We start from the raw sequence: 26905 nt of genomic DNA, 5'->3' as shown, positions 1-26905 counted from the left end.
GAAAGTCGCGGTCCAGGACCTTTTCACCCGGCTGTTCGCGCTGGTGAGATCAAAGCGCCGAACGATGATCTGGCGGCGACCAGTTGCCCCGGATGCACGCGCATGACGAAGACGGGCTTGTCGCCTAAGAGGTGACGAGATTCCCGTGGCGCTGGTCTTGAAGGCCCCGCCCTCGGGGGCAGGCGGCGCGCACCCTGGCCAGAACGGGGTCTGCTGCGCTCGGCCCCGGTGATCTGGGCCTCACCACCGTCGGGGTCGATGAGCACGTGTGGCGTCACACACGCCGTGCGGACACGTACGCCACCGTGATCATCGACCTGGCCCCCGATCCGCGACGTCGCTGGTCCCGCACCGGTTACGCAGGGTTTACGACCGGGAAACCGCAAGCAGCGCCGCGCTGTCTAGCGTCGCCGCCATGACCAGCACCACCGCACCCCGCACCCCGCCCACCACGTCGACCGCGGCGTCCGGCATCTCGTCCGGAGCGCCGACGGTCGCGGACGTCGGCCCGGCTGTCGTGCTCGGCGCGAACCAGTACGGCAAGGCGGAGGTCCGGCTGGTGCGGGTGACGCGCGACAGCGCGCGGCACGAGATCGAGGACCTCACCGTCACGACGCAGCTGCGCGGCGAGGCGCTCGCGGACAGCTACCTGGTGGGCGACAACGCGAAGGTCGTGGCGACGGACACGCAGAAGAACACGGTGTACGCGTTCGCGCGGGACGGCGTGGGTGCCCCCGAGGACTTCCTGACGCGGCTGGCCGACCACTTCACGGGCGAGTTCGACTGGATCACGGGCGGCCGGTTCGGCGCGCTGGCGCACTCGTGGGGGCGGATCGTCACGGACGCCTCGGGCGAGACCTCCGAGGGCGGCGTCGGGCACGACCACGCGTTCGTCCGCGGCGGCACCGAGACGCGGACGGCGCTCGTCGTCGTCGACGGCGACCGCCGCTGGGTCGTCGCCGGGCTGGAGGACCTCACCGTCCTGAAGTCGACGGGCAGCGAGTTCCACGGCTTCCCCCGCGACCGGTACACGACCCTCGTCGAGACAGACGACCGGATCCTCGCCACGTCGGTGACGGCCCGGTGGCGGTACACCGACGAGACGGTCGAGGCGGCCCGCACCCCGGGCGCGGTCGACTTCGACGCGCTGTACGAGCGGGTGCGCGCGGTCCTGCTCGCGACGTTCGCGGACGTCCACTCGCTCGCGCTCCAGCAGACCCTCTACGCGATGGGCCGCCGGGCGATCGAGGAGGTCGACGCGGTCGCCGAAGTCCGGTTCTCGATGCCGAACAAGCACCACTTCCTCGTGGACCTCGCGCCGTTCGGCCTCGACAACCCCGGCGAGGTCTTCTACGCCGCCGACCGGCCGTACGGGCTGATCGACGGCGCCGTGATCCGCGCGGGCGTCGCCGAGGCGCCCGCCGCGTGGGACGCCGTGACGCCGTTCGTCTGACAGTCCGGCACTTTCTCGCCTTCTGCCCTCGCCTGACCCCCCGAAGGAGCACCCGTGACCGTCCGCGAGACCGAACCGCCCGCTGAACCTGCAGCCGAACCGGCGGTGGACCCTGCACCCACGTCCGACGCGGCGGCACCGGGGACGTCGGCGCGACCCGAGGACGAGCGCCTCCCGTTCGTCCGCTCGCTCGGGTACGGGCTGCAGCACATCCTGGCGATGTTCGGCGGGGTGATCGCGGTCCCGCTCATCATCGGCGGGGCGGCCGGCCTCACCCCGACGCAGCAGGCGGTCCTCGTGTCGAGCGCGCTGCTGTTCAGCGGGCTCGCGACGCTCCTGCAGACGCTCGGCGTCCCGTTCCTCGGTGCTCAGCTCCCGCTGGTGCAGGGCATCTCGTTCGCGTCCGTGTCCACGCTCCTGACGATCGTGACCACGCAGGGCGGCGGCGAGACCGGCCTGCGCTACGCGTACGGCGCGGTGATCGTCGCGGCTGTCGTCGGGTTCGTGGTCGCGCCGTTCTTCTCGCGGATCGTGCACCTGTTCCCGCCAGTGGTGACGGGCAGCGTGATCACGGTCATCGGGCTGTCGCTCATGCCGACGGCGGCGGGCTGGATCATCGGCAACGACCCGACCGCTCCGGGCTACGCCAACCCGGGCGACATCGCGCTCGCGGGCTTCACGCTGCTCGTCGTGCTCGTGCTGAGCAAGGTGCCGGTGCTGTCGCGGCTGTCGATCCTGCTCGGGCTGGTCGTCGGGACGGTCGCCGCGTTCGTCGTCGGCAAGGCGAGCACGGACGGCCTCTCGGGTGTGGACGCGGTCGCGCTCCCGCATCTCTTCGACGTCGGCGCCCCGGCCTTCGCGGTGGGAGCGATCGTGTCGATGGTCGTCGTGATGCTCGTGATCATGGTCGAGACCACGGCCGACCTGCTCGCGGTGGGCGAGATCGTCGGGACGAAGGTCGACTCGCGGCGCCTGAGCGACGGCCTCCGGGCGGACATGCTGTCGAGCGCGGTCGCGCCGGTCGTCGGCGCGTTCCCGACGACGGCGTTCGCGCAGAACGTCGGCCTGGTCGCACTGAGCGGCATCAAGAGCCGCTTCGCGGTGGCGCTGGGCGGCGGGGTGCTCGTCCTGCTCGGTCTGTCGCCGTGGCTCGCCGCGGTCGTGGGAGTCATCCCGGGGCCGGTGCTCGGCGGGGCCGGCATCGTCCTGTTCGGCTCGGTGACCGCGTCGGGCGTGCGCACCCTGTCGCAGGTGAAGTACCGCGACAACCTCAACCTCGTGGTGGTCGCGACGACGCTCGGGTTCGGGCTGCTGCCCGTCGTCGCGGACGGCTTCTGGTCGAACTTCCCCGACTGGTTCGCGACGATCTTCGGGTCGGGCATCAGCTCCGCCGCCATCATGGGCGTCGCGCTCAACCTGTTCTTCAACGTCTGGCGCCCGGGCGAGCCGAAGCAGCCGTCCGTCGTCGCGGCCGGCCCGCCGCTCGTCCTGCCGGAGCGGATGCCGACGTCGGAGGAGCCGAGCGCTCAGACCTGAGCGCCCCCGCGCCGGCGGTAGCGACGGTGATCGCGGTGATGTGGCAGCGGTCGAGCATGACCCTGCCGCGGAGCTCGACATCGCTGATGAGCGTGCTGCCGCGGTCGGCGACGGATCGCAGAGTGGTGTCGAAGGTCCGGGTGTTGCGCGCGAGCGTCATCAGCCTGGCCCCCACGCCGAGAGGCTCGTGCCGCTGGGCGTGTTCGTCGGCCGGGTCGGGTCCGGTAGTTCGTTGCGCGCGTGCAACGCGGGCGCCTAGAAGTGAGGCGCTCTCCGCAGTAGCGGCGAGAAGTGGACCCGAGACCCTTCCGGACGGTTGTGGCGCTCGGGTTTCGCGCTGTCTAGAGCCGGACGACGCCGGTGACCAAGGGCTCGGCGCGACGGCGGGCGTCACCACCATGCGCCCATGCCCACGCGATCGCGTCCGGTATCGCCAGCACCTCTCGAGCATCAGCCGGGCGCAGCCTGCCGCGGCGATGTCCTCGACGAGCCGTTCCAGGCACGCTCCGCGCCGCTCGATGTTCGTGCGGTACCCCGCCCCGGCCCGGTAGATCGTTCACCACGTGCAACCGACGCTGACCGGGCTTCTGCAGACCACGTACGGTCGTGCGCGCGCGTGAAAGGTCACCGGGAACGATCGCCGCGGCGACGAGCAGGTAGTCCTGCTTCTTGCTCTCGTCGACGAACACGTGACCGCCTCGAAGGGAGCGGTCCGACTCTCTGTGAGGCGCGAGGAAAGAGTACGGACGCCGGACGACGCTCCCGCTGGGAACGAGTGTGTCAGCTGCCCCGGTACGTCGAGTACGCGAACGGGCTGAGCAGCAGCGGCACGTGGTAGTGCCCGGCCCCCGGTTCGTCGGGTGCTCCGACACGGAACACGACGACCACCTCGGGGTAGAACGTGTCGACGTCGCGCGCGGCGAACCAGTCGCCCGTCGCGAACCGCACCCGGTACGTCCCGGGGTGCAGGGCGGCGGGTCCGAGGTCGCGGACGCGCCCGTCGTCGTCCGTCGTGGCGGTCGCGACGCCGTGCCAGCACCCGCTGCCGCGGCCCGCATGGCCGCCGCCTGCCTCGGCGCGCAGCGCCTCCAGCACGACCCCCACGCCCGCGGCGGGGCGCCCGGACGCGGCGTCCAGCACGTGCGTCGTCACGTGGCTCGGCGCCCCGACGAGCTCCGCGAGGCGCAGCACAGCGATCTCGCGGAGGTTCGCTGCTGCGGCCCGCAGCTCGACGTCGGGGGTGTTCTGGAGCCGCCGGTCCAGGATCGCGAGCACCTCGTCCGCGCTGCGTCCCGCCGCGCGCAGCAGGAACACGTGCCCGAACCTCTCCTCGTACCGCCGGTTCCCGTCGGAGAGCTGCTCGGCCACCGTGGCCACGGAGGCCACCGCCGGCGAGGCGCCCTCCGGAGCGTCGCTCGCTTCGTCCGGCACCCCGAGCGCCGCCTGCTCGCGCCGCGACATCGCGGACTCCGCGTCGTCGCCCGACGGCCTCTCGCCGAGCCGCGGGTGCCGGGCGAGCGCAGCCAGAACCTCGTCGTCCGTCCACGGCCTCGCGGCGACGCGGGCCGCGGTGACGAGCGCGCCGGTGTCCGCGAACGGTCGGGCGTCTGCGATCTCCTCAGCCCAGCGGGGGACCGCTGCGCACGCGAGGAGCAGGTCGACGACCTCCGCGCGGGGGGCGTCGTGGAAGGCGTCGAGCGTGAACGGACCGGACGGGAGCGAGGTCATGGCGTCGATGATGTCGTGCCCGGGCGGCGCTGTCGCTACCGGGACGTGTCGGACGTGTTGCGGCGCACGGGCCGCGGCGGCACGCGCTTGCCGAGCGCGATGTCACCGGCGTCGATCCGCACCGGGTCGGCCCGGTGGTCGCGGCCCGTGGCGGCGCGCGGCGGGTCGGGCCGGACCGTCACGCCGGCGTCGTCGACCGCCGTGACCACGCCGAGCACGTCGGTGTACAGGTGCTCGGCGTCGCCTGCAGCGTCGCTCCCGGAGCCGTCGGCGTGAGCCAGGCGCCGACGCACCACGACGCGGTCGCCGACCGTCCAGGCGCGCCACACGGGGCTCGGAGCGTGCGCCGACCCCTCTCCCACGGCCGGACCCGGGTGCCATCCCTCGGACATGTGGTCGACCTCCCTCTCCTCTGCGCGATACTAGAGGCGTCCGGCACCCCCTCCGGCTCCCCTCGAAAGGACATCTGCAGTGACCTACGTGATCGCTCAGCCGTGCGTCGACGTCAAGGACAAGGCGTGCATCGAGGAGTGTCCCGTGGACTGCATCTACGAGGGCTCCCGCTCCCTGTACATCCACCCGGACGAGTGCGTGGACTGCGGTGCGTGCGAGCCGGTGTGCCCCGTCGAGGCGATCTACTACGAGGACGACGTCCCCACGGAGTGGAGCGACTACTACCGCGCGAACGTCGAGTTCTTCGACGACCTCGGTTCGCCCGGTGGCGCCGCCAAGATGGGTCAGATCGACAAGGACGACCCGATGATCGCGGCCCTGCCGCCGCAGGCCTGACCTCGGCCGATGGGCTTCCACCCGCTCGAGGACGCCTACCCCTGGGACACGCTCGGCGAGTACGTCGCGCGCGCCCGGTCCCACCCCCGGGGTCTCGTGGACCTGTCGATCGGCACCCCGGTCGACCCGACGCCTGACGTCGTCCGTGACGCCCTCGCCGCCGCGTCCGACGCGCACGGGTACCCGACGACGCACGGCACGGCCGCCCTGCGGGAGGCCGTCGCGGGCTGGTTCGCGCGCACCCGGGGCGTTGCGGGGCTCGACCCCGACGGCGTGCTCCCGACGATCGGCTCCAAGGAGCTCGTCGGCCTGCTCCCGTCGCTGCTGGGCCTCGGCCCGGGCGACGTCGTCGTGCACCCTCGCACCGCGTACCCGACGTACGACGTGGGCGCCCGGCTCGCGGGCGCCACGCCGCTCGCGACGGACGACGTCGACGAGTGGTCGTCGCGGTCCGACGTGCGCCTCGTCTGGGTGAACTCGCCGAGCAACCCGACGGGCCGTGTCGCGGACGTCGACGAGCTGCGCCGCGTCGTCGAGGCTGCTCGTGCGATCGGAGCGGTGGTGGCGAGCGACGAGTGCTACGCGCTCCTGCCGTGGACCGAGCCGTGGGTGTCGCAGGGCGTCCCGAGCATCCTCGACCCGCGCGTCTGTGGCGGGTCGCACGACGGGCTCCTCGCGGCCTACTCGCTGTCCAAGCAGTCGAACCTCGCGGGCTACCGCGCCGCGTTCGTCGCGGGCGACGTCGCGCTCGTCGGCCGGCTCCTCGCGACCCGCAAGCACCTCGGCATGATCGTGCCCGCGCCCGTGCAGGCCGCGATGATCGCCGCGCTGGACGACGACGCCCACGTCGCCGCACAGCGCGCGGTGTACCTGCGCCGGCGCAGCACGCTGCAGCGCGCCCTCGCGGACGCGGGCCTCGAGGTCGACCACTCCGAGGCCGGTCTGTACCTGTGGACGCGCCCGGCGGGCGGCCCGACCGACTGCTTCGAGACCCTCGGCGACCTCGCCGGCCTCGGCATCCTCGTCGGCCCGGGTGCGTTCTACGGGCCCGACGGCGCAGGTCACGTGCGCATCGCGCTCACCGCGTCCGACGAGCGCGTGGCCGAGGCTGCGGCGCGGTTGTCAGGGGCCTGATCAGCGCTGGGACGTCGGGCTGACTCCTGCCGATGACGCCATGGGACAACCCCGGCGTCCGACTGGCACGCAGCACGACCGACCGGGTGTGATCTGCGCCACAGGTCGAGCGTCGGTATAGCAAGCGTCCGGGCTTGGTCACGTCCGATTCGTGCGCGTACAGTCGGACGACAGGCTCCGCACCGGTGCGGTGATCCCTGCTGTCCCGTGGCTGCCCGTCGTGCGGTCGTGTCCGGGGCCCGAACAACTGCTGTGAACCACCGTGCGTCCCACGCGCCGTGTCGCGCGAAGGAAGGAAGTCATGACCGACTCCGCTGCTGCCGTCGAGCTCACCGTCGACGGGACGTCGCGACCGCTGCCGGTGGTGCGCGCCTCAGAGGGCAACGACGGTCTCGTCGTCTCCTCGCTCCTCAAGGACACCGGCCTCGTGACGGTCGACCCGGGCTTCATGAACACCGCCTCGTGCACCTCGGAGATCACGTACATCGACGGCGACCAGGGCATCCTGCGCTACCGCGGCTACCCGATCGACCAGCTCGCCGACGGCTCGACCTTCCTCGAGGTCGCCTACCTGCTCATCCACGGCGAGCTGCCGGACGGTCCGACGCTCGAGGCGTTCACCGAGCGCGTCAACCGGCACACGTTCGTGCACGAGGACTTCCGCACCTTCATGGGCACCTTCCCGCGCGCTGCGCACCCGATGGCCGTCATGGCCTCAGCGGTCAACGCCCTCGCGACGTTCTACCCCGAGTCGCTCGACCCGCAGGACCCTGAGACCGTCGAGCTCGCGACCGTCCTCCTGCTCGCGAAGACCCGCACGATCACCTCGTACCTGCACCGCCGCCGCGTCGGCGAGCCGCTGCTCTACCCGGACTACTCGCGCGGCTACGTCGACGACTTCCTGCGCATGACGTTCGCGCGCCCGTACGAGCAGTACGACGCCGACCCGGTCGTCGTCGAGGCGCTCGACAAGCTCCTCATCCTGCACGCCGACCACGAGCAGAACTGCTCCACGTCGACCGTCCGGATCGTCGGCTCGGCCCAGGCGAACCTCTACGCGTCCGTCGCGGCCGGCGTCAACGCCCTGTCTGGCCCGCTGCACGGCGGCGCGAACGAGTCCGTGCTCCTGATGCTCGACAAGATCAAGAACGCCGAGTACGACGTCGACACCTTCATGAGCAAGGTGAAGAACAAGGAGGACGGCGTCCGCCTCATGGGCTTCGGCCACCGGGTCTACAAGAACTACGACCCGCGCGCCGCGATCGTGAAGAAGTCCGCCGACGCCGTGCTGTCCACCCTCGGCAAGGACGACGAGCTGCTCGACATCGCGAAGCGCCTCGAGGAGATCGCGCTCAACGACGACTACTTCATCGAGCGCAAGCTCTACCCGAACGTCGACTTCTACACGGGCCTCATCTACAAGGCGCTCGGCTTCGAGCCCGCCATGTTCACGCCCCTGTTCGCGCTCGGCCGCATGCCCGGCTGGATCGCCCAGTGGCGCGAGATGATGAACGACCCGCAGACCAAGATCGGTCGCCCGCGCCAGATCTACACGGGTGCCACCGAGCGCGACTACGTCCCGGTCTCCGGTCGCTGACCGCAGACGCACCACGACGAGAGGCGCCCCGCACCTGATGGTGCGGGGCGCCTCTCACGTCTCGCGGGCGGACCCCTTCCGGCCGACGTCCCGGTGCCCGGATCAGTGCGCCACGGTGATCCGGACGCGACCGGCACCCGGGTCCGCGGCCGCGGACCCGTCGTCGTCGGCGGTGTGCCAACCCTCCTGGCCGCGCACCCAGCTCTGCCCGTCGACGTCGACCCGCACGACGTCCTGCGCGCTCGCCGTCGCGACGGCCCAGGACGCGACCGACCAGGCGGCTCGCGCGTCCGCGGCGCTGCTCGAGCCGAGCGGTCGGGCGTCCACGGTGACTGTCCGGGCGGCGGTGTCGACCGTGTGCGGCAGGGTCCCGTAGTCCTGGTCGAGACGGTCCGCGACGTCGTCCGCGGTGAGCGGCTCCGACCCGTCCGCGGGGGCCGCGCCGTCGATCGCGGCGAGCGTGCAGGTCACCCCGGCGGGAGTCCAGCCCGTCAGGCCCGACGCCCAGGCCCGCGCGGACGCCTCGTGGATCGCGTAGGCCTGGGGGTAGGCCGAACGCTGCACCCTCTGTGCGGCGACGGTGATCTCGAGCTTCTGCCAGTCCGGCACCTGCACGAGGTGGTCGAGGAACTCACCCGTCGCATGGACCGGGTCGAGGATCTGCGCGTCGGTGCCCCAGCCCTGCGACGGACGCTGCTGGAACAGGCCGAGGGAGTCCCGGTCCCCGTACTCGATGTTGCGGAGCTTCGACTCCTGCTGCGCGGTCGCGAGCGCGACCGTCGCCGCCCGCGCGGGCAGCCCGCGCCGGACGGTCACAGCCGTGATCGTCGCCGCGTTGTCCGCCTGGTCGGGCGTGAGCGGCCACCCCACGTCGTCCGCGGTCGCCGTGCAGCCCAGCACGAGCGGGGCCGGGTGCTGGAAGTGCCGCGCGACCAGGACGACCGCCCCGGCGCCCGCCGCGACCAGCCCGACGAACGTGCCCGTCATCACGAGACAACCGACGGCCGCGCCGCCGCGTCGTCGCCGCTTGCGGCGCCGCGACCGGCCGCCCCCGTCGGCACGCCCCGGACGGTGCGCCCGCACCACGTGCTCGGCGGGTGCCGCCGTCTGCGGGGTGCCCTGCGGTGCTGTGGGTGACGGCACCTCAGTTGGCGTGCAGGGCGGCGTTGAGCTCGACGCCCGCACCGAGCCGCGACACGGCCTCCACCCCGCCGGTCACCGAGTTGCGGCGGAAGAGCAGGTTGTCCTGGCCCGCGAGGTCGCGCGCCTTGACGATGACGGTGTCGCCGTCGGGAGAGTGCTGCCCGACGAGCGTGACCTTCGTGCCCGCGGTGACGTACAGGCCCGACTCGACCACGCAGTCGTCGCCCAGCGGGATGCCCAGGCCGGCGTTGGCGCCCAGCAGCGACCGGCGCCCGATCGACACCACGGTCGTCCCGCCGCCCGACAGCGTGCCCATGATGGACGCGCCGCCGCCGATGTCGGAGCCGTCACCCACGACGACCCCCGCCGAGATGCGGCCCTCGACCATCGAGGTGCCGAGCGTCCCCGCGTTGTAGTTCACGAAGCCCTCGTGCATGACCGTCGTGCCGGCCGCGAGGTGCGCGCCCAGGCGCACCCGGTCGGCGTCCGCGACGCGCACGCCCGACGGCAGCACGTAGTCGACCATGCGGGGGAACTTGTCGACGCCGTGCACCGTGAGGTGCCCGTGGGCGGCGCGCAGCCGCAGCCGCGTGGTCTCGAAGCCCTCGACCGCGCAGGGACCGGCGCTGGTCCACACGACGTTCGGCAGGACGCCGAAGATCCCGTCGAGGTTCTGCCCGTGGGGCTGCACCAGGCGGTGCGACAGCAGGTGCAGGCGCAGGTACGCGTCCGCGGTGGACGCCGGCGGCGCGTCCAGGTCGATCTCGGTGAGGACGACCTCGGTGCGCACCCCGCGCACGGCGTCCTCGCGCTCGAGGTCGACCAGGTCTGCCGGGGCGGAGTCGGCGGACACGTCGGAGGGCCGCTCACCGAGCGCCGGAGCGGGGTACCAGACGTCGAGCGTGGCGCCCGCGGCGGGGCTCTGCGTCGAGCCGGCCGGGGTCGTGACGGTGGCCAGGCCGTAGGCCCAGGCGGTGCGTGCGGTCATGGGAGACAACCCTAGCGACCTCCGGGCCCGCTGCGGGCCCGGCGGGGGGCGCCCGGGTAGGGTCGGTGCGTGACCCAGCCCGACACTCCGAGCGACCTGCCGACCGCCCCCCGCCGTCCGACGCTCGCGCTGCACGACGTCGTCGAGCTCACGCGCCAGATCTGCGACGTCGAGTCCGTCAGCGGGAACGAGCGCGAGCTCGCGGACCTCGTCGAGGGCGTCCTGCGCCCGCTGCGGCACCTCGACGTGACCCGCGACGGCGACACCGTCGTGGCGCGGACCCGCTGGGGGCGCGAGCGCCGCGTCGTCCTCGCGGGCCACCTCGACACGGTGCCGGTCGCCGGCAACCTGCCCGTGCGCGTCGTCGGCGAGGGCGGCGGCCGTGAGCTGTGGGGACGCGGCACCGTCGACATGAAGGGCGGCACGGCGATCTTCCTCGCGCTGGCCGCCGAGGTCGGCGCGACCGAGGGCCACGAGCCGGATCACGACCTCACGTGGGTCTTCTACGACCACGAGGAGGTCGCGAGCGACCTCAACGGGCTCGGCCGGGTGCTGCGGAACAGCCCCGACCTGCTCGCGGGCGACTTCGCCGTCCTCGGCGAGCCGACGTCCGGGAGCGTCGAGGGCGGCTGCAAGGGCACGCTGCGCGTCGACGTCGTCACGCACGGCGTCGCCGCGCACTCGGCGCGCGCCTGGACCGGTCACAACGCGATCCACGACGCCGCCGAGGTGCTGTCCCGCCTCGCGGCCTACGAGCCGCAGGACCTCGTCGTCGACGGCCTCGAGTACCGCGAGTGCCTCAACGCGGTCGGCATCACGGGCGGGATCGCCGGCAACGTCGTCCCCGACCGGTGCGTCGTCACCGTCAACTACCGGTTCGCCCCGTCGCGCAGCGTCGAGGACGCCGTCGCCCACGTCCGTGAGGTCTTCGAGGGGTTCGAGGTCACGGTGACGGACGCCGCGCCCGGCGCCCGCCCCGGCCTCGACACGGGCGTCGCGCGCGACTTCGTCCGTGCGATCCTCGCCGCGACGGGCGCCGCCGAGCCCACCGCCAAGCAGGGCTGGACGGACGTCGCGCGCTTCTCGGCGCTCGGCGTCCCCGCCGTGAACTTCGGGCCGGGAGACCCGCTCCTGGCCCACAAGGACGACGAGCACGTCGTCGCCGCAGAGATCGAGCTGTGCCACCGCGCGCTGCGCGTGTGGCTGACCGGGGAGGACGCATGACGACCGTGAGCCACCGTGCGCCGCAGGAACCGCCTCCGGAGGGCGGCAAGGAGACGTCGGGCGGCCGCCGCGAGCACCGCAAGGGGCCCGTGCTGCTGCGCGGCGGCCAGGTGCCGCGCGAGACCACCGACCAGAGGCTGCTGGAGTCCGCGGGCGACGCCGACTGGGTGCACTCCGACCCGTGGCGCGTGCTGCGCATCCAGGCGGAGTTCGTCGAGGGCTTCGGCGCGCTGGCCGAGGTCGGCCGTGCCGTGTCCGTGTTCGGGTCGGCCCGCACGAAGGCGGACGACCCGTACTACGCGAAGGCGGAGGCCGTCGCGCGCGGTCTCGTCGGCGAGGGCTACGCCGTCATCACGGGAGGCGGCCCCGGCATCATGGAGGCCGCGAACAAGGGCGCCTCCGAGGCCGGGGGAGTGTCCATCGGGCTCGGCATCGAGCTCCCGTTCGAGCAGGGCATGAACCCGTACGTCGAGCTCGGCGTGAACTTCCGCTACTTCTTCGCCCGCAAGACCATGTTCGTGAAGTACTCGCAGGGGTTCGTCGTGCTCCCCGGCGGCTTCGGCACGTTCGACGAGCTCTTCGAGTCGCTCACGCTCGTCCAGACGCGCAAGGTCACCCAGTTCCCCATCGTGCTCGTCGGGCGCGAGTACTGGTCCGGGCTGCTCGACTGGCTGCGCACCACGGTCGCGGACCACGGCACCATCAGCACGCACGACCTCGACCTGCTGCACGTCGTGGACGACCCGGAGGAGGCCGTGCGGATCGTCGTGACGGCCGACGCCGAGCTCGCCACCGCGAGCCCCGAGGCCCAGTCGTCCGCCACGTGAGCACGGACGACCCGCACGTCCCGCCCGCGGCGGGCCCGCTCGTCCTGCGCGGGCGGTCGCTGGGCGCGGACGGGCCCGTCGTCATGGCGATCGTCAACCGCACCACCGACTCGTTCTGGGCGGGTGCCCGCCACGCGGGCGACGACGACGCCGTGCGCGCCGCCGAGCAGGCGCTGGAGGACGGCGCCGCGATCCTCGACGTGGGCGGTGTGCGCGCGGGCGTCGGCCCCGAGGTGACGCCTGCGGACGAGATCGCGCGCGTCGTCCCGTTCGTCGCGCGCGTGCGACGCGAGCTGCCCGAGCTCCTCGTGTCGGTCGACACGTGGCGCGCGGAGGTCGCTGAGGCCGCGATCGACGCGGGCGCGGACCTCGTCAACGACACGTGGGCGGGGCACGACCCGCGGCTCGTCGAGGTCGCGGGCCGCGCCGGCGTCGGGGTCGTGTGCTCGCACACGGGCGGCGCGACGCCCCGCACCGACCCCTACCGGGTCGCGTACCCGCTGCCCGACGACGCGCCCCCGGGCACGGACCCCCGCGACGGCGTCCTGCTGGACGTCCTCGCGACGCTGCGTGCGGGTGCCGAGCGGGCCGTCGCGTGCGGCGTCCCGCCGCGCAGCGTGCTCGTCGACCCCACGCACGACTTCGGCAAGAACACGTGGCACTCGCTGCACCTGCTGCGGCGCACGGACGCGGTCGCGGGCCTCGGGTTCCCCGTCCTCATGGCGCTGTCCCGCAAGGACTTCGTGGGGGAGACGCTCGGGCTGGCCGCGGACGACCGGTTGGGCGGTACGCTCGCGTCCACCGCCGTCGCCGCGTGGCTCGGCGCCACCGTGTTCCGGGCCCACGACGTGCGTGCGACGCGCGAGGTCCTGCAGATGGTGGCGGCCGTGCGAGGTGACGCACCGCCCGCCGAGGCCACCAGAGGGATCGAGTGATGACCACCACCGCCGTCGACCAGTCAGCGCCGGAGCCTTCCGCGCCGGAGCCGTCCGTCCCGGACGCGCCCACCGAGGACCGCCCGGACCGCCTGACCGACCGCCTGCACCGGTGGGCGCTCGTCACGGTCCGCCCGCGCGGGTGGCGCTGGTGGGCGCAGGTGCTCGTCGTGTACGCGATCGCGCGGCTGTTCTCCGCGGTCGTCTTCGTCCTGGTCGCCCAGCACCAGGCGGCGAACGGCTGGACGGGGGAGCACCCGTCGTACGCCGACTACGTGGGTCGGATGTTCGACGCGACCTGGTACCTGCGGGTGGCCGAGGACGGCTACCCGCACGAGCTGCCGCTGCGCGACGACGGGACCGTCGACCAGAACGCGTGGGCGTTCTACCCGCTGTTCCCCGTCGTCGTGAAGCTCCTCATGAGCGTCACGGGCCTCGCCTGGACGACGATCGCGCCGACGCTGTCCCTCCTGCTGGGCGCAGGGGCGGTGCTCGTGATCTACCGGCTCGTGCAGGTCGGCGGAGCACGTGCGGTCGCGCGGTGCGCCCCGCTGCCGCTCGCGACCGTGACCCTCGTGAGCTTCTTCCCGTCGTCGCCCGTCATGCAGACCGCGTACACCGAGTCGCTCGCGCTGCTCCTCATCGCGGGGACCCTCTACCTCATGGCCCTGCGCCGGTACTGGTGGGCCATCGGGGTCGTCGTCCTGCTGGGGCTCACCCGCTCGGTCGCGCTGCCCATGGCGGCGGTCGTGCTATGGCACGGGCTGTGGCGCTGGTGGCACGCACGCCGCGGTGCCGACCCGCTGCCGGGGCGGGACGTCTGGGGCGTCGTGTCCCTGTTCGTGGCGTCCGTGGTCTCCGGGCTGCTCTGGCTCGAGGTCGCCGCCTGGGTGACGGGCCGGTCGGACGCCTACTTCGCGACCCAGGCCGCCTGGCGCTCCGGCCCCGTGAAGTACTTCGAGCCGTGGGTCACCAACTCGAAGATCATCTTCCACGAGCACGGTCCGTGGGTGCTGGCCGGCATCCTGCTCGTGGTCGTCGCGATGCTGCTCAGCCCGGTCGCGTTCCGCCTCGGCCCCGAGATCCAGGGGTGGGGGGCCGCGTACGTCGCCTACCTCGTCCTGGTGACCGACCCGTGGACGTCCACGTGGCGCTTCCTGCTCCTCGCGTTCCCGCTCCTCGCGATCATGGTCGGCTGGGTCCGTGGGAGGTTCCGCTTCACCGCCTGGATGACGAGCCTCATGCTGCTCTTCCTGTGGTTGCAGGCCGTGTGGGTGTGGCAGCTGTGGCGGTTCATCCCGCCGTCCGACTGGGCGCCGTGACCCGTGGCCGCCGACCTGTCGTCGCGCGTTCGCACAGGTGGGGCCAGCCGTGAACTAGAATGGTCACGGACCTTTCGCACCTTCTCCCCACGATCTGAGGGACGGGCGAGCGAGGTCGGGCCCGAGGCGGGTCGGTTCGACACGACGACGAAACGGAGTGCCACTCATGGCAGCGATGAAGCCACGTACGGGTGACGGACCTCTCGAGGTCACCAAGGAAGGGCGTGGCATCGTCATGCGGGTTCCGCTCGAGGGCGGTGGCCGCCTGGTGGTCGAGCTGAACGCGACCGAGGCGAGCGAGCTGGGCGAGGCCCTCAAGGCCGTCGTCTCCTGAACACTTCCTCCCGGGCGGGGCGCCGACGGCGTCCCGCCCGGGGGTGTGTCCGGGTGACTCGGCGCGGGCTCAGGGCACGCAGCGGGCTCAGCGCACGACGGCGAGCAGCAGCCCGTCGCCGCTCGGCAGCAGCGCCGGGAGCACCCGGTCGTCGTCGCGCAGGCGGCGCCCCACCTCGCGCACCACGGTCGTGAGCTCGTCGCGGCGCGCCGGGTTCGCGACCTGGTCGTGCAGCAGCGCCGCGTCGACCGCCAGCATCCCGCCGCGCCGCAGCAGGCGCAGCCCCTCCTCGACGACCTCGGGGTAGTGCGCCGGGTCGCCGCCCACCACGACCAGGTCGTACCCGCCGTCCGCGAGCCGCGGCAGCACCTCGGTGGCGCGGCCCGCGATCGCCCGCAGCCGGGTGGGCGCGATACCCGCCGCGGCGAGCACCTGGCGTGCCGCGCGCTGGTGGCCGACCTCCGGGTCGATCGTCGTGAGCACCCCGTCCTCCGGCATGCCGCGCAGCAGCCACAGCGCACCGACCCCGGTGCCCGTCCCGATCTCGACGACAGCACGTGCCTGGAGCGCCGCCGCGGCGACGCGGAGCACGGCCCCGGCGCCCGGCTGGACGGCGCGGCACCCGATCTCCACCCCGACCTCGCGGGCCGTCAGGAGGACGTCGTCCTCGGCGACGAACTCCTCGGCGTACGCCCAGGACGACGCCTTGTCGGTGTGGGCCGGCTTCTGCGGCAGGTCGTACGCGATGGTGGCCTCCCAGGCTGCCTGTCGTGCGGCTCCGCCCCGCTGGTGCCGTGCCGCGATCGTACCCGGCGGGAGCCGGTCGGCGACCGGGCGGAGGGGCCCGCGGCGGTAGGCTGGGTGCGTGTTCGACATCAACGGCGGGGAGATGCTGGTCCTCCTCGTCGTCGCCGTGATCGTCATCGGCCCCGAGCGGCTGCCGGCGTACGCGGAGCAGCTGGCGGGGCTCGTGAAGCGGCTCCGCGGCTTCGTCGCATCCACCAAGGACCGCGTGGACGCCGAGATGGGCGGCGAGCTCGGCGACGTCGACTGGACCAAGCTCGACCCGCGGCGCTACGACCCGCGCCGCATCGTCCGTGACGCTCTGCTCGACGACGAGTCGCAGGCCGCGCTGGACGGCACGTTCGGCAGCCTGGGGGAGGCGCTCGGCGGTCGGCCGCGCAACGCGAGCGGGGTCACGGGTGCCGGGGTCGCGGCGGGCGTGCCGGTGGGCGCGCGCCGCGAGACCGGCCCGGCGCCGTTCGACGACGAGGCGACCTGAGCGTCCCGCGGGATCGCTTCCTCGCGCTGCCCCTCTCACAGCCCCTGCCGCGGCAGCAGCCGCCGGTTTCGGTTCGGCAGGGCTCCTTTGCCACAATGGCGGCATGGCCCCCGACGCGCCGCGAAGCCGCCCCCCGCGCATCCTCTCCGGGATGCAGCCCACCGAGGACTCCCTGACCCTGGGGAACTACGTGGGTGCGCTGACGCAGTGGGTCGCGCTGCAGGACTCCTACGACGCGCTGTACTGCGTCGTCGACCTCCACGCGCTGACCGTCCAGCCCGACCCGGCGCGCCTGCGCGACCGCACGCGCCGCACGGCCGCCCAGTACCTCGCGGCGGGCGTCGACCCGTTGCGGTCGGCCCTGTTCGTCCAGTCGCACGTCCCGGAGCACGCCGAGCTCGCCTGGGTCCTGTCGTGCCTCACGGGCTTCGGCGAGGCGAGCCGCATGACCCAGTTCAAGGACAAGTCGGCCAAGCAGGGCTCGGACGGCACCACGGTCGGTCTGTTCACCTACCCGGTCCTCATGGCGGCCGACATCCTGCTGTACGACGCCGAGCTCGTCCCCGTGGGCGAGGACCAGCGTCAGCACCTCGAGCTGACCCGCGACCTCGCCGAGCGGCTCAACCAGCGCTTCGGCGGCGACACCGCCGTCGTGCCCGAGGCGCACATCGTGCGGGCGCTCGCCAAGGTCCAGGACCTCCAGGACCCGACCCGCAAGATGAGCAAGACCGAGCTGGGCAAGGGCACCATCTGGCTGCTCGAGGACCCGAAGGCCGCCGCCAAGAAGATCCGTGGCGCCGTGACCGACGACGGCTCCGAGATCGCGTACGACCCCGTCGCGAAGCCCGGCGTGTCCAACCTCCTGACGATCTTCTCCGCGCTCACGGGCCGACCGATCGAGACGGTCGTCAAGGACTACGACGGCAAGATGTACGGCCACCTCAAGGTGGACCTCGCCGAGGTCGTCGTCGACTTCCTGACGCCGCTCCAGGCGCGCGTCGACGAGTACCTGTCCGACCCGCACGAGCTCGACGCGGTCCTCGCGCAGGGCGCGGACCGCGCCCGCGAGATCGCCCGCGGCACCCTCGCCCGCGTCTACGACAAGGTGGGGCTGCTGCCGGCACGGGGAGCGGCCTGGTGATCCTGCCCGACCGGTCGGCGAGCCAGGTCCGCATCGGCGTCTCGCTCGCCGTCCCGGAGCCGTACGCGACGTCGCTCGTCGACGCGCGGCGCCGGTCGGGCGACCCGCTGGCCGACGCCATCCCGCCGCACATCACCGTCGTCCCGCCCACCGTGGTCGAGCAGACCGCGCTCGACGACGTGGTCGCGCACCTCGCGGCCGCGGCCGCGGCGTGCCCGGCCTTCGACGTCGAGCTGCGCGGGCCCGGCAGCTTCCGTCCCGTGTCGCCCGTCGTGTTCGCGGACCTCGCGCGGGGGAGCGAGGGCTGCGTGCGCGTCGAGGAGGCCGTGCGGACCGGGCCGCTCGACGTCCCGCTGCGGTTCGAGTACCACCCGCACGTGACGGTCGCGCACGAGGTGCCCGACGACGCCCTCGACCGCGCGTCCGCGGACCTGGACGGCTTCGTGGCGTCGTTCACCGTCGAGGCCGTGCACCTGTTCGAGCACGGGGACGACGGCGTCTGGCGACCCGTGCGGGCGTTCCCGCTCGGTGGCGGCCTCGCCTGAGCCGCGGCGCGCGCGTCCGACCTCCGCGCCACCTAGTGTCGTGCCGTGGCGAGCGGCACGAGCACCCAGCACCGGCACCGACGCGTGGCCGGCGAACGGCCCGGGCTGCTGCCCGAGGGCGCAGGGACGCGCACGTGGCGCGAGTCCGCGCACGACCTCGGCCAAGCCCTCGGCGGGCACCGCGGCAGCCCCGCGCCGCCGTCCTGGGTCCCCGGTGCCGTCCCGCGTCCCGTGGCGCGGCTCGTCGGGGCGGCGATCCAGCGCGGCAGCGCCACCTTCGACTGGTGGAAGGCCACACGCGGAGCTCGCGCGCTCGCCCGGTTCAACCTGTCGCGCGGCGGGCTGCTGTGCGGCGGGCTCGCCTACACGGCCCTGTTCGCGCTGTTCGCCGGCCTCGCGATCGGGTACACCGGCTTCATGGCGGTCCTGGGCGGCAACGAGCGGCTGCGCGACAGCCTGCTCGACCAGATCAACACGGCGATCCCCGGGCTCATCGACACCGGCGACGGCGACGGTGCCATCAAGCCCGACCAGCTGCTGCTGTCCGCGAGCTCGCTCGCTGGCGTGATCGCCGTGCTCGTGCTGCTGTGGTCGGCCTTGTCGTTCATGAGCGCGCTGCGCGGCGCCGTCCGGACGATGCTCGGGCTCCAGCAGCAGCCCGTGAACTTCGTGATCGGCAAGCTGTGGGACCTCGGCGGCTTCGTCGTGCTGCTCGTCGCGCTCCTCGCGTCGACCGCGGCCGGCATCATGGCGACCGCCGCGGCCGGCTGGTTCGTGCGCACCCTGAGCCTGCCGGACGACGTCACGACCCTGTTCACCATCGGCGGCCTCGTGGTCGCCGGGCTCGTCGACGTCCTCGTCGTGCTGTACGTGCTGCGGGTGCTGGGCGGCTCGCGCGCCGGGTGGGCCGACACGCTCCGGGCCGCCGTGACGGCCGCGGTCGTGCTCGGGGTGCTGCGCTTCCTCGGGACCAGCCTCGTCGTCGGGAGCGCGTCGAAGAACGCCCTCCTCGCCGGCTTCGCCGCCCTGGTGACCATCCTGCTGCTCGTGAACTTCGTCGCGCGCGTGCTCCTGCTCGTCGCGGCGTGGCTCGCCGACCCGCCCGCGTCCGACGTGTACCCCGCGCCCCACGACGACGAGCGGGAGCGGGCACCGCGCACCCACGCCCGCCGGGCGTCCGCGTCGGCGCTCGAGCCGGAGCACTACCGGACGGCGGCGGTCCGGACCAGGCCTGCGAGGGCCGCGACGGCCGCGACGCGTCCAGCACGCGCGAGGACGGCCGGCCCCCGCCCCGAGACCTCGGGGGAGGACCGGCCGTCCCGGTCGCGCTGGTCGCGCTGGTTCAGAAGGCGCGCGTGATCATCGCGCGCTTGACCTCCGCGATGGCCTTCGTGACCTCGATGCCGCGCGGGCACGCCTCCGAGCAGTTGAAGGTCGTGCGGCAGCGCCACACGCCCTCCTTGTCGTTGAGGATCTCGAGGCGCTGCTGCGCACCGTCGTCCCGGCTGTCGAAGATGAAGCGGTGCGCGTTGACGATCGCGGCCGGGCCGAAGTACTGACCGTCGTTCCAGAACACCGGGCACGAGCTCGTGCACGCGGCGCACAGGATGCACTTGGTCGTGTCGTCGAACCGCTCGCGCTGCTCGGCGGACTGCAGGCGCTCCTTGGTGGGGGTGTGCCCGTCCGTCACGAGGAACGGCATGATCTCGCGGTAGGACGCGAAGAACGGCTCCATGTCGACCACGAGGTCCTTGACCACGGGCAGGCCCTTGATGGGCTCGACCGTGATCGGCTTGTCGGGGTTGACGTCCTTGAGGAGCGTCTTGCAGGCGAGCCGGTTGCGGCCGTTGATGCGCATCGCGTCCGAGCCGCACACGCCGTGCGCGCACGAGCGGCGGAACGTCAGCGAGCCGTCCTGGTCCCACTTGACCTTGTGGAGCGCGTCGAGCACGCGGTCGGTGCCGTGCGCGGTGACGGTGAACTCGTCCCAGTAGGAGTCCTGTCCGTGCTCCGACTCCGGCAGGTACCGGCGCACGCGCAGCGTGACCTCGAAGCTGGGGATCGCACCGGCCTCGGGCTGCGCGGCGGTGTCGGCGGGGTTCTCGGCGAGGGCAGTCATCAGTACTTGCGCTCCATCGGCTGGTAGCGGGTCGTGGTCACCGGCTTGGAGCCGAGCACCACCTTGTAGTCGTCGAACTCCTCGACGTGCGAGAAGTACTCGTCGGACCCGTCGAACACCTCGGCGGTCTGACCGTCCTGGTCCGCCAGGGGGCGGCGGTAGATCATCGTGTGCTTCATGTAGTTCGCGTCGTCACGCGTCGGGAAGTCCTCCCGGAAGTGCCCGCCGCGCGACTCCTTGCGGTTGAGCGCCGCGACGACCGTCACCTCGGCGATGTCGAGCAGGAAGCCCAGCTCGAGCGCCTCGAGGAGGTCCGTGTTGAACAGGCGGCCCTTGTCCTGGACCGACACGTTCGCGTACCGCTTCTGCAGGGCGCGGACGTCGTCGAGCGCCTCGCGCAGCGAGTCCGCCGTGCGGAACACCTGGGCGTTGCGGTCCATCGTCTCCTGGAGCGCCTTGCGGACGTCCGCGACGCGCTCCCCGTCGGGACGGTTGCGCATCGCCTCGAGCTGCGCGACGACGGCGTCGGCCGCGTTCTCCGGCAGGTCACGGAAGACCGCGGTCTGGGCGTACTCGGCGGCCGCGCGGCCGGCACGCTTGCCGAACACGTTGATGTCGAGGAGCGAGTTGGTGCCCAGGCGGTTCGAGCCGTGCACGGACACGCACGCGACCTCGCCGGCCGCGTACAGGCCGCGGACCACGTCGGTGTCGTTGCGCAGCACCTCGGCGGTGACGTTCGTCGGGATGCCGCCCATCGCGTAGTGCGCGGTGGGGTAGACGGGCACGGGCTCGGTGTACGGCTCGACGCCGAGGTAGGTGCGCGCGAACTCGGTGATGTCCGGGAGCTTCGCGTCGATGTGCGCGGGCTCGAGGTGCGTCAGGTCGAGCAGGACGTAGTCCTTGTTCGGTCCGCAGCCGCGGCCCTCGCGCACCTCGTTGGCCATCGACCGGGCGACGATGTCGCGCGGCGCGAGGTCCTTGATGGTCGGGGCGTAGCGCTCCATGAACCGCTCGCCCTCGGAGTTGCGCAGGATCGCGCCCTCACCGCGGGCGGCCTCCGACAGGAGGATGCCGAGGCCCGCGAGACCGGTCGGGTGGAACTGGAAGAACTCCATGTCCTCGAGCGGGAACCCGCGGCGCAGCGCGAGCGCCATGCCGTCACCCGTGAGGGTGTGGGCGTTCGACGTCGTCTTGAAGATCTTGCCCGCGCCACCGGTCGCGAAGACGATCGACTTCGCCTGGAAGACGTGGATCTCGCCCGTGGCCAGCTCGTACGCGACGACGCCCGTGGCGTTGACCTCCTCGCCCTCGGGCACGTGGCCCGTCGACAGGTCGTGGTCCGAGATGAGGTCGAGGACGTAGAACTCGTTGAAGAACTCCACGTTCTGCTTGACGCAGTTCTGGTAGAGCGTCTGCAGGATCATGTGGCCGGTGCGGTCCGCGGCGTAGCACGCGCGACGCACGGCGGCCTCGCCGTGGTTGCGGGTGTGGCCGCCGAAGCGGCGCTGGTCGATGCGGCCCTCGGGCGTGCGGTTGAACGGCAGGCCCATGTGCTCGAGGTCGAGGACGGCGTCGATGGCCTCCTTGGCCATGATCTCCGCGGCGTCCTGGTCGACGAGGTAGTCACCGCCCTTGACGGTGTCGAACGTGTGCCACTCCCAGTTGTCCTCCTCGACGTTCGCGAGGGCGGCGCACATGCCGCCCTGGGCGGCGCCGGTGTGGGAGCGGGTGGGGTAGAGCTTGGAGATGACGGCCGTGCGGGCGCGGCCGGACGCCTCGAGCGCTGCGCGCATGCCGGCGCCGCCCGCGCCGACGATGACGACGTCGTACTGATGGGTCTGCATCGGGTTCGATGCCTCCTTAGAGGAGCAGTCTTGGGGGGTGTCCTGCTGGACTGGTGTGCTGTCGGGCTCTGCCGGTCGCTGGCGGCGCCGCCGTCAGCTCGCGAAGCAGAACGCCGGGAGCAGGTCGGTGTCGCCGCCGGAGATGCAGGGGTCGAACGTGAAGATCACCAGCGTGCCGAGGGCGATCGTCACGACCGCCGCGACGTAGAGCAGGACCTTGAGCGTGATCCGCACGCCGTCGCGCGACGCGTAGTCGTTGACCACGGTGCGCACGCCGTTGGTGCCGTGGATCATCGCGAGCCAGAGCATCAGCAGGTCCCAGGTCTTCCAGAACGGCGACGCCCACTTGCCCGCCACGAAGGCGAAGTCGATCTGGTGCACGCCGTCGCCCGTCATGAGGTTGACGAACAGGTGGCCGAACACCAGGACCAGGAGCAGCACGCCGGACGCGCGCATGAACACCCAGCTGTAGAGCTCGTAGTTGCCGCGCGTGGTCTTGCGGCGCTTGTACGGGTCGCGCGGCGCGCTGATGGTGGGGCTCGCGGGGGCGCCGGTCTCGGTGGTGGCCATCAGTGCGCTCCGAACACGTTCATGAGGTGGCGAGGCAGGAAGCCGGCCATCGTGACGACGAAAAGACCGATGACGATCCACAGCATGACCCGCTGGTACTTCGCGCCCTTGGCCCAGAAGTCCACCAGGATGATCCGGATGCCGTTGAAGGCGTGGAGCACGACGGCGGCCACGAGGCCCGCCTCTCCCAGGCCCATGATCGGGTTCTTGTACGTCCCGATGACGTCGTTGTACGACTCGGGCGAGACCAGCACGAGCGACGTGTCGAGCACGTGCACGAGCAGGAAGAAGAAGATCAGCACGCCGGTCACGCGGTGCGCGACCCAGGACCACATGCCTTCACGGCCGCGGTACAGCGTGCCTGCAGGTGCGCTGGGCACTTGAGGGCCTCCTGTGGCGAAGTGTTGTCCGGACGCTCGGGGGATACGCCCGCGGAGCGACGACAGGCTGCCCGGTCGGGCACCGGCCACCGCGACGTCTGCGTCCGCGGCGACCCGTGTCAGGCCGGTGACTCGGGCGGGACAGCACCCACCTGCGTCACCCCACTGGCCCCCACTGTAATGACACCGCGACAGGTCGGACGCCGCAATCGGCGCCTGGTGCGGGGGGTTTGTGACTGATCCCACAGGTTCGCCGTCACTATGCTCGGAGCATGCCAGAGCCCGAGCCCATCGCCGACTTCTACGCCGTCGTCCCCGCCGGCGGCTCCGGGACCCGCCTGTGGCCGGTGTCCCGGGCCGCGAGCCCGAAGTTCCTGCACGACCTCACCGGCTCCGGCCGGTCGCTGCTGCAGGCGACCGTGGACCGGCTCGTCCCGCTCGCGGGCGAGGACGGCGTCGTCCTCGTCACGGGTGCCGCGCACGTCGACGCGGCACGCGAGCAGCTCGGCCTGGCGGACGAGGCCCTCGTGGCCGAGCCCTCGCCGCGCGACTCGATGGCCGCGATCGGGCTCGCCGCGGCGATCCTGCAGGAGCGCCACGGCGACGTCGTCATCGGCTCGTTCGCCGCCGACCAGGTGATCTCGGGCCGGGACGGCTTCGAGCAGGCGGTCCGCGAGGCCGTCGTCGCCGCCCGTGCGGGCTACGTCGTCACGGTCGGCATCGCGGCGTCACGACCGTCGACGGCCTTCGGGTACGTGCGCTCGGGGGCCGGTCTGGGCGTCGACGGCGCGCCGTCGGCCCTGCACGCCGTCGGCTTCACCGAGAAGCCCGACGCCGCGACGGCGAGCGCCTACCTCGCCACGGGCGAGTACCGGTGGAACGCCGGGATGTTCGTGGTCCGCACGTCGGTGCTCCTCGACCACCTCGCGCGGCTGCGGCCCGCGCTGCACGACGGCCTGCGCCGCATCGCGGCCTCGTGGGACACCGGTGCCGACGCACGTGCGCGCGTCCTCGCCGACACGTGGCCGGGTCTGGAGAAGATCGCGATCGACCACGCGATCGCCGAGCCGGTCGCCGCCGAGGGCGGTGTGGCGGTCGTGCCGGGCGTCTTCGGCTGGGACGACGTCGGCGACTTCAACTCGCTGGCGGCGCTGCTGCCGTCGGTCGACGGCAGCGGGACGAAGATCCTCGGCGACACGTCCGCGGTGATCCGGGTCGAGAGCGCGGGCTCGGTGCTCGTGCCGGCGTCGGGCCGCACGGTCGCGGTGCTGGGTCTCGACGACGTGGTCGTGGTGGACACGCCCGACGCGCTCCTCGTGACGACGCGCGCGCGGGCGCAGCAGGTCAAGGACATCGTCGCGGCGCTGCGCGAGCGCGGAGAGGACGACCTCCTGTGAGCGGCGAGAAGGCGAACCCCGCGGCGCACCCGGTGGACGCGGGCGTGCCGGGCCGGGTGCGGTCGCTGGTGGCGGAGCTCGAGGCCGAGCTCGTGGCGTTCCGGCGCGACCTGCACGCACACCCGGAGCTGGCGCGTGCGGAGGTCCGGACGACGGGTCGGGTGGCCGACCGGCTGCGCGAGGCCGGTCTGGAGCCGCGGCTGCTGGACGGCTCGGGCCTCGTGTGCGACGTCGGCCGGACGGGCGAGCACGCGTTCGGCGACGACGTCCCGGCCGTCGGGCTGCGGGCGGATCTCGACGCGCTGCCGCTCGAGGACCGCTGCGGCCTGCCGCACGCGTCGACGGTCGAGGGGCTGGCGCACGCGTGCGGGCACGACGTGCACACCACCGTCGTGCTGGGCGCCGGCCTCGTGCTGGCGCGCCTGCACGAGGAGGGGCTGCTGCGGCGCCCCGTTCGGCTGATCTTCCAGCCGGCCGAGGAGGTCCAGCCGGGCGGGTCGCTCGACGTCATGGCACAGGGCGGCCTGGACGGGGTGGAGCGCGTGTTCGCCGTGCACGCCGAGCCGAAGATCGACGTCGGACAGATCGGCACGCGCATCGGCCCGATCACGTCGGCGTCGGACTCGATCACGGTGACGCTCACGTCGCCCGGTGGGCACACGTCGCGGCCGCACCTCACGGGCGACGTCGTGTACGCGCTGGGCCAGGTCATCACGCAGGTGCCGGCGGTCCTCGGGCGTCGGCTCGACCCGCGGTCGGGGGTCAACCTCACGTGGGGCGCGGTGCACGCCGGGCTCGCGCACAACGCGATCCCGGGCACGGGCACGCTCGCCGGGACGATGCGCTGCCTCGACGTGCGCGCGTGGGAGCGGGCGGGCGAGGTCCTCGACGAGGCCGTCCACCAGGTCGTCGCGCCGTACGACGTCGAGGTGCACCTCGAGCACGTGCGCGGGGTGCCGCCCGTCGACAACGACGAGCTGTCGACGACGCTCCTGGAGCGCGCGGCCCGCGACCAGCAGGGCGAGGACGCGGTCCTCCTGACCGAGCAGTCGCTCGGCGGGGAGGACTTCGCCTGGTACCTCACGAAGGTGCCGGGGGCGATGGCCCGGCTCGGCACGCGGACACCGGGCGGTCGGACGTTCGACATCCACCAGGGCGACCTCGAGGTCGACGAGCGCGCGATCGCGGTCGGTGCGTCGCTCCTGGCGCGCGTCGCGACCCTCTGAGGTCACGCTTCGATCACGGACGGGCTGTGTTACCCGCTGGTAACGTGCCGGACCCGTACGCCCGGTTAGGGTTCGAGGCAGCGACCCCAGGCCGCTCGCCCGACGACGTGCGAGCGCCATGGGCAGGACCGCGGCGAAACCCGTCAGCGGCCGCCCGGGTCCTGGGGCGACGGACCGATGTGAGGGGTTGACGTGAAGAACGTGATGCGTGCCGGAGTGATCGGAGCCGCGGCCGCCCTGGCGCTCGCCGCGTGCGGCCAGGCGCCGGACGAGGGTGGCAGCACCACCGCCGGCGGGAAGTCCGACTTCAAGGGCTGCGTGGTGTCCGACTCGGGCGGCTTCAACGACAAGTCCTTCAACGAGTCGGCGTACAACGGGCTGCTCGACGCGCAGAAGGAGCTGGGCATCCAGACCGCGCAGGCCGAGTCGAAGGCCGACGACCAGTACGCGACGAACATCTCGAACCTGCAGTCGCAGAACTGCAACATCATCGTCACGGTGGGCTTCAAGCTCGCGACGGCGACGGGCGACGCGGCGCAGAAGAGCCCCGACACCAAGTTCGCGATCGTCGACTCCCCGGCCACGGACGCCAAGGGCAAGGCTCTCGACCTCGACAACGTGAAGTCGATCCAGTTCGACACCGCGCAGGCGGCCTTCCTCGCCGGATACCTCGCCGCCGGCATGACCAAGACGGGCGTCGTCGGGACCTTCGGCGGTCTGCAGATCCCGACGGTCACCGTCTTCATGGACGGTTTCGCGGACGGCGTCGCGAAGTACAACGAGGTCAAGGGCAAGAGCGTCAAGGTCGAGGGCTGGAACAAGGAGACCCAGAAGGGTCTGTTCGACGGTGGTGACCACCCCTTCGACGCGGGTTCGGGCAAGTCCAACGCCGACACCCTGATCGACTCGAAGAACGCGGACATCATCCTGCCCGTCGCGGGCGGCGCCGGGGTGGACGCACTCACCGCCGCGAAGGACGCGGGCGACGTGTCCGTCATCTGGGTCGACTCGGACGGCACCCTGACCAACCCCGACGCGACGTCGCTCATCATGACGTCGGTCATGAAGGAGATCAGCACCGCGGTCGACTCGGTCGTCACGGACACGGCCAACGGCTCGTTCGACAACACGCCGTACGTCGGCACGCTCGAGAACAAGGGCGTCGGCCTCGCGCCGTACCACGACTTCGCGTCGAAGATCCCGCAGGACCTGCAGGACGAGGTGACGCAGCTCCAGCAGGACATCATCTCCGGCAAGATCGTCGTGCAGTCCGACGGCTCCCCGAAGTCCGGTAGCTGACGCTGCCGACGACGGACGCGTGACGGCGGGTCGGGCGCGAGCCCGGCCCGCCGTCGCCGCGTCGACCCGACCGCGCCGCATGCACGGCACGG

General features: G+C 72.6%; 27 protein-coding genes and 1 pseudogene. 17 read left to right on the top strand and 11 right to left on the bottom strand.

Going from position 1 to position 26905, the window contains the following annotated elements; translation table 11 throughout:
- Positions 1–415 precede the first annotated feature (415 nt).
- The gene (pucL, locus tag CLV34_RS02275; RefSeq protein ID WP_100348621.1) at positions 416–1453 is read left to right on the top strand and encodes a factor-independent urate hydroxylase; all 1038 of its coding nucleotides are present in this window, start codon (positions 416–418) and stop codon (positions 1451–1453) included.
- Between the two features lie 54 nt (positions 1454–1507).
- Positions 1508–2989, top strand: coding sequence for a nucleobase:cation symporter-2 family protein (locus CLV34_RS02270; protein ID WP_245858907.1), 1482 nt, complete (start codon positions 1508–1510; stop codon positions 2987–2989).
- 341 nt (positions 2990–3330) lie between these two features.
- On the opposite strand, the gene CLV34_RS02265 is transcribed toward CLV34_RS02270, so the two are convergent.
- The 4 genes and pseudogenes from CLV34_RS02265 to CLV34_RS02255 form a co-directional block, all read right to left on the bottom strand.
- The gene (locus CLV34_RS02265; RefSeq protein WP_100348619.1) at positions 3331–3678 is read right to left on the bottom strand and encodes a hypothetical protein; all 348 of its coding nucleotides are present in this window, start codon (positions 3676–3678) and stop codon (positions 3331–3333) included.
- Between the two features lie 91 nt (positions 3679–3769).
- The gene (gene uraH, locus CLV34_RS16850) at positions 3770–4177 is read right to left on the bottom strand and encodes a hydroxyisourate hydrolase (RefSeq protein ID WP_245858993.1); all 408 of its coding nucleotides are present in this window, start codon (positions 4175–4177) and stop codon (positions 3770–3772) included.
- A pseudogene (gene uraD, locus CLV34_RS16845) lies at positions 4160–4717 on the bottom strand (2-oxo-4-hydroxy-4-carboxy-5-ureidoimidazoline decarboxylase); the annotation flags it as partial. The pseudogene uraD and the gene uraH, both read right to left, overlap by 18 nt.
- Positions 4718–4752: 35 nt before the next feature.
- Positions 4753–5109, bottom strand: coding sequence for a hypothetical protein (locus CLV34_RS02255; protein WP_245858905.1), 357 nt, complete (start codon positions 5107–5109; stop codon positions 4753–4755).
- 79 nt (positions 5110–5188) lie between these two features.
- Here CLV34_RS02255 and fdxA point away from each other — a divergent pair, with 79 nt between their 5' ends.
- The 3 genes from fdxA (at position 5189) to CLV34_RS02240 (ending at position 8237) form a co-directional block, all read left to right on the top strand.
- Positions 5189–5506 carry a ferredoxin gene (fdxA, locus tag CLV34_RS02250; protein ID WP_100348617.1) on the top strand — a complete coding sequence of 106 codons (318 nt, stop codon included), beginning with the start codon at positions 5189–5191 and terminating at the stop codon, positions 5504–5506.
- Between the two features lie 9 nt (positions 5507–5515).
- A complete protein-coding gene (dapC, locus tag CLV34_RS02245; RefSeq protein ID WP_100348616.1) occupies positions 5516–6640 on the top strand; it encodes a succinyldiaminopimelate transaminase in 1125 nt (374 codons plus the stop codon).
- Between the two features lie 301 nt (positions 6641–6941).
- A complete protein-coding gene (locus tag CLV34_RS02240; RefSeq protein WP_100348615.1) occupies positions 6942–8237 on the top strand; it encodes a citrate synthase in 1296 nt (431 codons plus the stop codon).
- A 102-nt stretch (positions 8238–8339) separates the two neighbouring features.
- Here CLV34_RS02240 and CLV34_RS16245 read toward each other — a convergent pair whose 3' ends face one another.
- Positions 8340–9224 carry a hypothetical protein gene (locus CLV34_RS16245; RefSeq protein WP_170044581.1) on the bottom strand — a complete coding sequence of 295 codons (885 nt, stop codon included), beginning with the start codon at positions 9222–9224 and terminating at the stop codon, positions 8340–8342.
- Between the two features lie 157 nt (positions 9225–9381).
- Positions 9382–10368 carry a 2,3,4,5-tetrahydropyridine-2,6-dicarboxylate N-succinyltransferase gene (gene dapD / locus CLV34_RS02230; protein WP_100348614.1) on the bottom strand — a complete coding sequence of 329 codons (987 nt, stop codon included), beginning with the start codon at positions 10366–10368 and terminating at the stop codon, positions 9382–9384.
- Between the two features lie 69 nt (positions 10369–10437).
- On the opposite strand from dapD, the gene dapE reads away from it, so the two are divergent.
- The 5 genes from dapE (at position 10438) to CLV34_RS02205 (ending at position 15010) form a co-directional block, all read left to right on the top strand.
- Positions 10438–11592 carry a succinyl-diaminopimelate desuccinylase gene (dapE, locus tag CLV34_RS02225; RefSeq protein WP_425436163.1) on the top strand — a complete coding sequence of 385 codons (1155 nt, stop codon included), beginning with the start codon at positions 10438–10440 and terminating at the stop codon, positions 11590–11592.
- Positions 11589–12419 (top strand): LOG family protein, encoded by an 831-nt coding sequence (locus tag CLV34_RS02220; protein WP_100348613.1) that lies wholly within the window; start codon positions 11589–11591, stop codon positions 12417–12419. Before dapE ends, CLV34_RS02220 begins: the two co-directional genes overlap by 4 nt.
- Positions 12416–13354: a dihydropteroate synthase gene (gene folP, locus CLV34_RS02215; protein WP_245858902.1), complete on the top strand. Its 939-nt coding sequence runs from the start codon at positions 12416–12418 to the stop codon at positions 13352–13354. Before CLV34_RS02220 ends, folP begins: the two co-directional genes overlap by 4 nt.
- Positions 13354–14676, top strand: a complete 1323-nt coding sequence (locus tag CLV34_RS02210; RefSeq protein WP_100348612.1) for a hypothetical protein — start codon at positions 13354–13356, stop codon at positions 14674–14676. The genes folP and CLV34_RS02210 overlap by 1 nt, the downstream gene beginning before the upstream one ends.
- A 166-nt stretch (positions 14677–14842) precedes the next feature.
- Positions 14843–15010, top strand: a complete 168-nt coding sequence (locus CLV34_RS02205) for a DUF3117 domain-containing protein (RefSeq protein ID WP_100348611.1) — start codon at positions 14843–14845, stop codon at positions 15008–15010.
- 87 nt (positions 15011–15097) lie between these two features.
- Here the strand turns inward: CLV34_RS02205 and CLV34_RS02200 are convergent, their stop codons facing one another.
- Positions 15098–15886, bottom strand: coding sequence for an O-methyltransferase (locus tag CLV34_RS02200; protein WP_100348610.1), 789 nt, complete (start codon positions 15884–15886; stop codon positions 15098–15100).
- Between CLV34_RS02200 and CLV34_RS02195 the strand changes: the two genes are divergently transcribed.
- From CLV34_RS02195 to CLV34_RS02180, 4 genes are all read left to right on the top strand, one after another.
- A complete protein-coding gene (locus tag CLV34_RS02195; RefSeq protein ID WP_157803660.1) occupies positions 15876–16292 on the top strand; it encodes a twin-arginine translocase TatA/TatE family subunit in 417 nt (138 codons plus the stop codon). The two genes, CLV34_RS02200 and CLV34_RS02195, sit on opposite strands and share 11 nt — an antisense overlap.
- A 103-nt stretch (positions 16293–16395) precedes the next feature.
- Entirely contained in the window at positions 16396–17433 is a 1038-nt protein-coding gene (gene trpS / locus CLV34_RS02190) for a tryptophan--tRNA ligase (protein ID WP_100348609.1), read from the top strand.
- Positions 17430–17978: a 2'-5' RNA ligase family protein gene (locus CLV34_RS02185; protein WP_100348608.1), complete on the top strand. Its 549-nt coding sequence runs from the start codon at positions 17430–17432 to the stop codon at positions 17976–17978. Before trpS ends, CLV34_RS02185 begins: the two co-directional genes overlap by 4 nt.
- Positions 17979–18023: 45 nt before the next feature.
- Positions 18024–19337: a YihY/virulence factor BrkB family protein gene (locus tag CLV34_RS02180; protein ID WP_100348607.1), complete on the top strand. Its 1314-nt coding sequence runs from the start codon at positions 18024–18026 to the stop codon at positions 19335–19337.
- Here the strand turns inward: CLV34_RS02180 and CLV34_RS02175 are convergent.
- The 4 genes from CLV34_RS02175 to sdhC all read right to left on the bottom strand — a co-directional run bounded on the left by CLV34_RS02175 (position 19321) and on the right by sdhC (position 22891).
- On the bottom strand, positions 19321–20097 hold the full coding sequence (locus CLV34_RS02175; protein ID WP_100348606.1) for a succinate dehydrogenase iron-sulfur subunit: 777 nt from the start codon (positions 20095–20097) through the stop codon (positions 19321–19323). The genes CLV34_RS02180 and CLV34_RS02175 overlap by 17 nt on opposite strands.
- Positions 20097–21941 carry a succinate dehydrogenase flavoprotein subunit gene (sdhA, locus tag CLV34_RS02170; protein ID WP_100348605.1) on the bottom strand — a complete coding sequence of 615 codons (1845 nt, stop codon included), beginning with the start codon at positions 21939–21941 and terminating at the stop codon, positions 20097–20099. Before sdhA ends, CLV34_RS02175 begins: the two co-directional genes overlap by 1 nt.
- 93 nt (positions 21942–22034) lie before the next feature.
- Entirely contained in the window at positions 22035–22511 is a 477-nt protein-coding gene (gene sdhD, locus CLV34_RS02165; protein WP_100348604.1) for a succinate dehydrogenase, hydrophobic membrane anchor protein, read from the bottom strand.
- Positions 22511–22891 (bottom strand): succinate dehydrogenase, cytochrome b556 subunit, encoded by a 381-nt coding sequence (gene sdhC / locus CLV34_RS02160; RefSeq protein WP_100348603.1) that lies wholly within the window; start codon positions 22889–22891, stop codon positions 22511–22513. Before sdhC ends, sdhD begins: the two co-directional genes overlap by 1 nt.
- A 272-nt stretch (positions 22892–23163) precedes the next feature.
- Here sdhC and CLV34_RS02155 point away from each other — a divergent pair, with 272 nt between their 5' ends.
- From CLV34_RS02155 to CLV34_RS02145, 3 genes are all read left to right on the top strand, one after another.
- Positions 23164–24288: a mannose-1-phosphate guanylyltransferase gene (locus CLV34_RS02155; protein WP_100348602.1), complete on the top strand. Its 1125-nt coding sequence runs from the start codon at positions 23164–23166 to the stop codon at positions 24286–24288.
- Positions 24289–24320: 32 nt separating this feature from the next.
- Positions 24321–25514 carry an amidohydrolase gene (locus CLV34_RS02150; RefSeq protein ID WP_245858991.1) on the top strand — a complete coding sequence of 398 codons (1194 nt, stop codon included), beginning with the start codon at positions 24321–24323 and terminating at the stop codon, positions 25512–25514.
- A gap of 192 nt (positions 25515–25706) precedes the next feature.
- On the top strand, positions 25707–26813 hold the full coding sequence (locus tag CLV34_RS02145; protein WP_100348600.1) for a BMP family lipoprotein: 1107 nt from the start codon (positions 25707–25709) through the stop codon (positions 26811–26813).
- Positions 26814–26905 lie beyond the last annotated feature (92 nt).

Origin of the sequence: Luteimicrobium subarcticum, from assembly GCF_002798015.1 — a bacterium.
In the GTDB taxonomy this organism is placed as follows: domain Bacteria; phylum Actinomycetota; class Actinomycetes; order Actinomycetales; family Cellulomonadaceae; genus Luteimicrobium; species Luteimicrobium subarcticum.
Note: the sequence above shows the minus strand (reverse complement) of the source record. Positions and strands in the feature narration are given on the sequence as shown.

Bases quoted from the DNA above. Each gene is read 5' to 3' on its own strand.
- pucL (WP_100348621.1), top strand. From the start codon at position 416: ATGACCAGCACCACCGCACCCCGCACCCCGCCCACCACGTCGACCGCG.
- CLV34_RS02255 (WP_245858905.1), bottom strand. From the start codon at position 5,109: ATGTCCGAGGGATGGCACCCGGGTCCGGCCGTGGGAGAGGGGTCGGCG.
- dapC (WP_100348616.1), top strand. From the start codon at position 5,516: ATGGGCTTCCACCCGCTCGAGGACGCCTACCCCTGGGACACGCTCGGC.
- CLV34_RS02240 (WP_100348615.1), top strand. From the start codon at position 6,942: ATGACCGACTCCGCTGCTGCCGTCGAGCTCACCGTCGACGGGACGTCG.
- CLV34_RS16245 (WP_170044581.1), bottom strand. From the start codon at position 9,224: ATGACGGGCACGTTCGTCGGGCTGGTCGCGGCGGGCGCCGGGGCGGTC.
- dapD (WP_100348614.1), bottom strand. From the start codon at position 10,368: ATGACCGCACGCACCGCCTGGGCCTACGGCCTGGCCACCGTCACGACC.
- CLV34_RS02220 (WP_100348613.1), top strand. From the start codon at position 11,589: ATGACGACCGTGAGCCACCGTGCGCCGCAGGAACCGCCTCCGGAGGGC.
- CLV34_RS02210 (WP_100348612.1), top strand. From the start codon at position 13,354: ATGACCACCACCGCCGTCGACCAGTCAGCGCCGGAGCCTTCCGCGCCG.
- CLV34_RS02205 (WP_100348611.1), top strand. From the start codon at position 14,843: ATGGCAGCGATGAAGCCACGTACGGGTGACGGACCTCTCGAGGTCACC.
- CLV34_RS02200 (WP_100348610.1), bottom strand. From the start codon at position 15,886: ATGTCGAACACGCACCCAGCCTACCGCCGCGGGCCCCTCCGCCCGGTC.
- trpS (WP_100348609.1), top strand. From the start codon at position 16,396: ATGGCCCCCGACGCGCCGCGAAGCCGCCCCCCGCGCATCCTCTCCGGG.
- CLV34_RS02175 (WP_100348606.1), bottom strand. From the start codon at position 20,097: ATGACTGCCCTCGCCGAGAACCCCGCCGACACCGCCGCGCAGCCCGAG.
- sdhA (WP_100348605.1), bottom strand. From the start codon at position 21,941: ATGCAGACCCATCAGTACGACGTCGTCATCGTCGGCGCGGGCGGCGCC.
- sdhD (WP_100348604.1), bottom strand. From the start codon at position 22,511: ATGGCCACCACCGAGACCGGCGCCCCCGCGAGCCCCACCATCAGCGCG.
- CLV34_RS02155 (WP_100348602.1), top strand. From the start codon at position 23,164: ATGCCAGAGCCCGAGCCCATCGCCGACTTCTACGCCGTCGTCCCCGCC.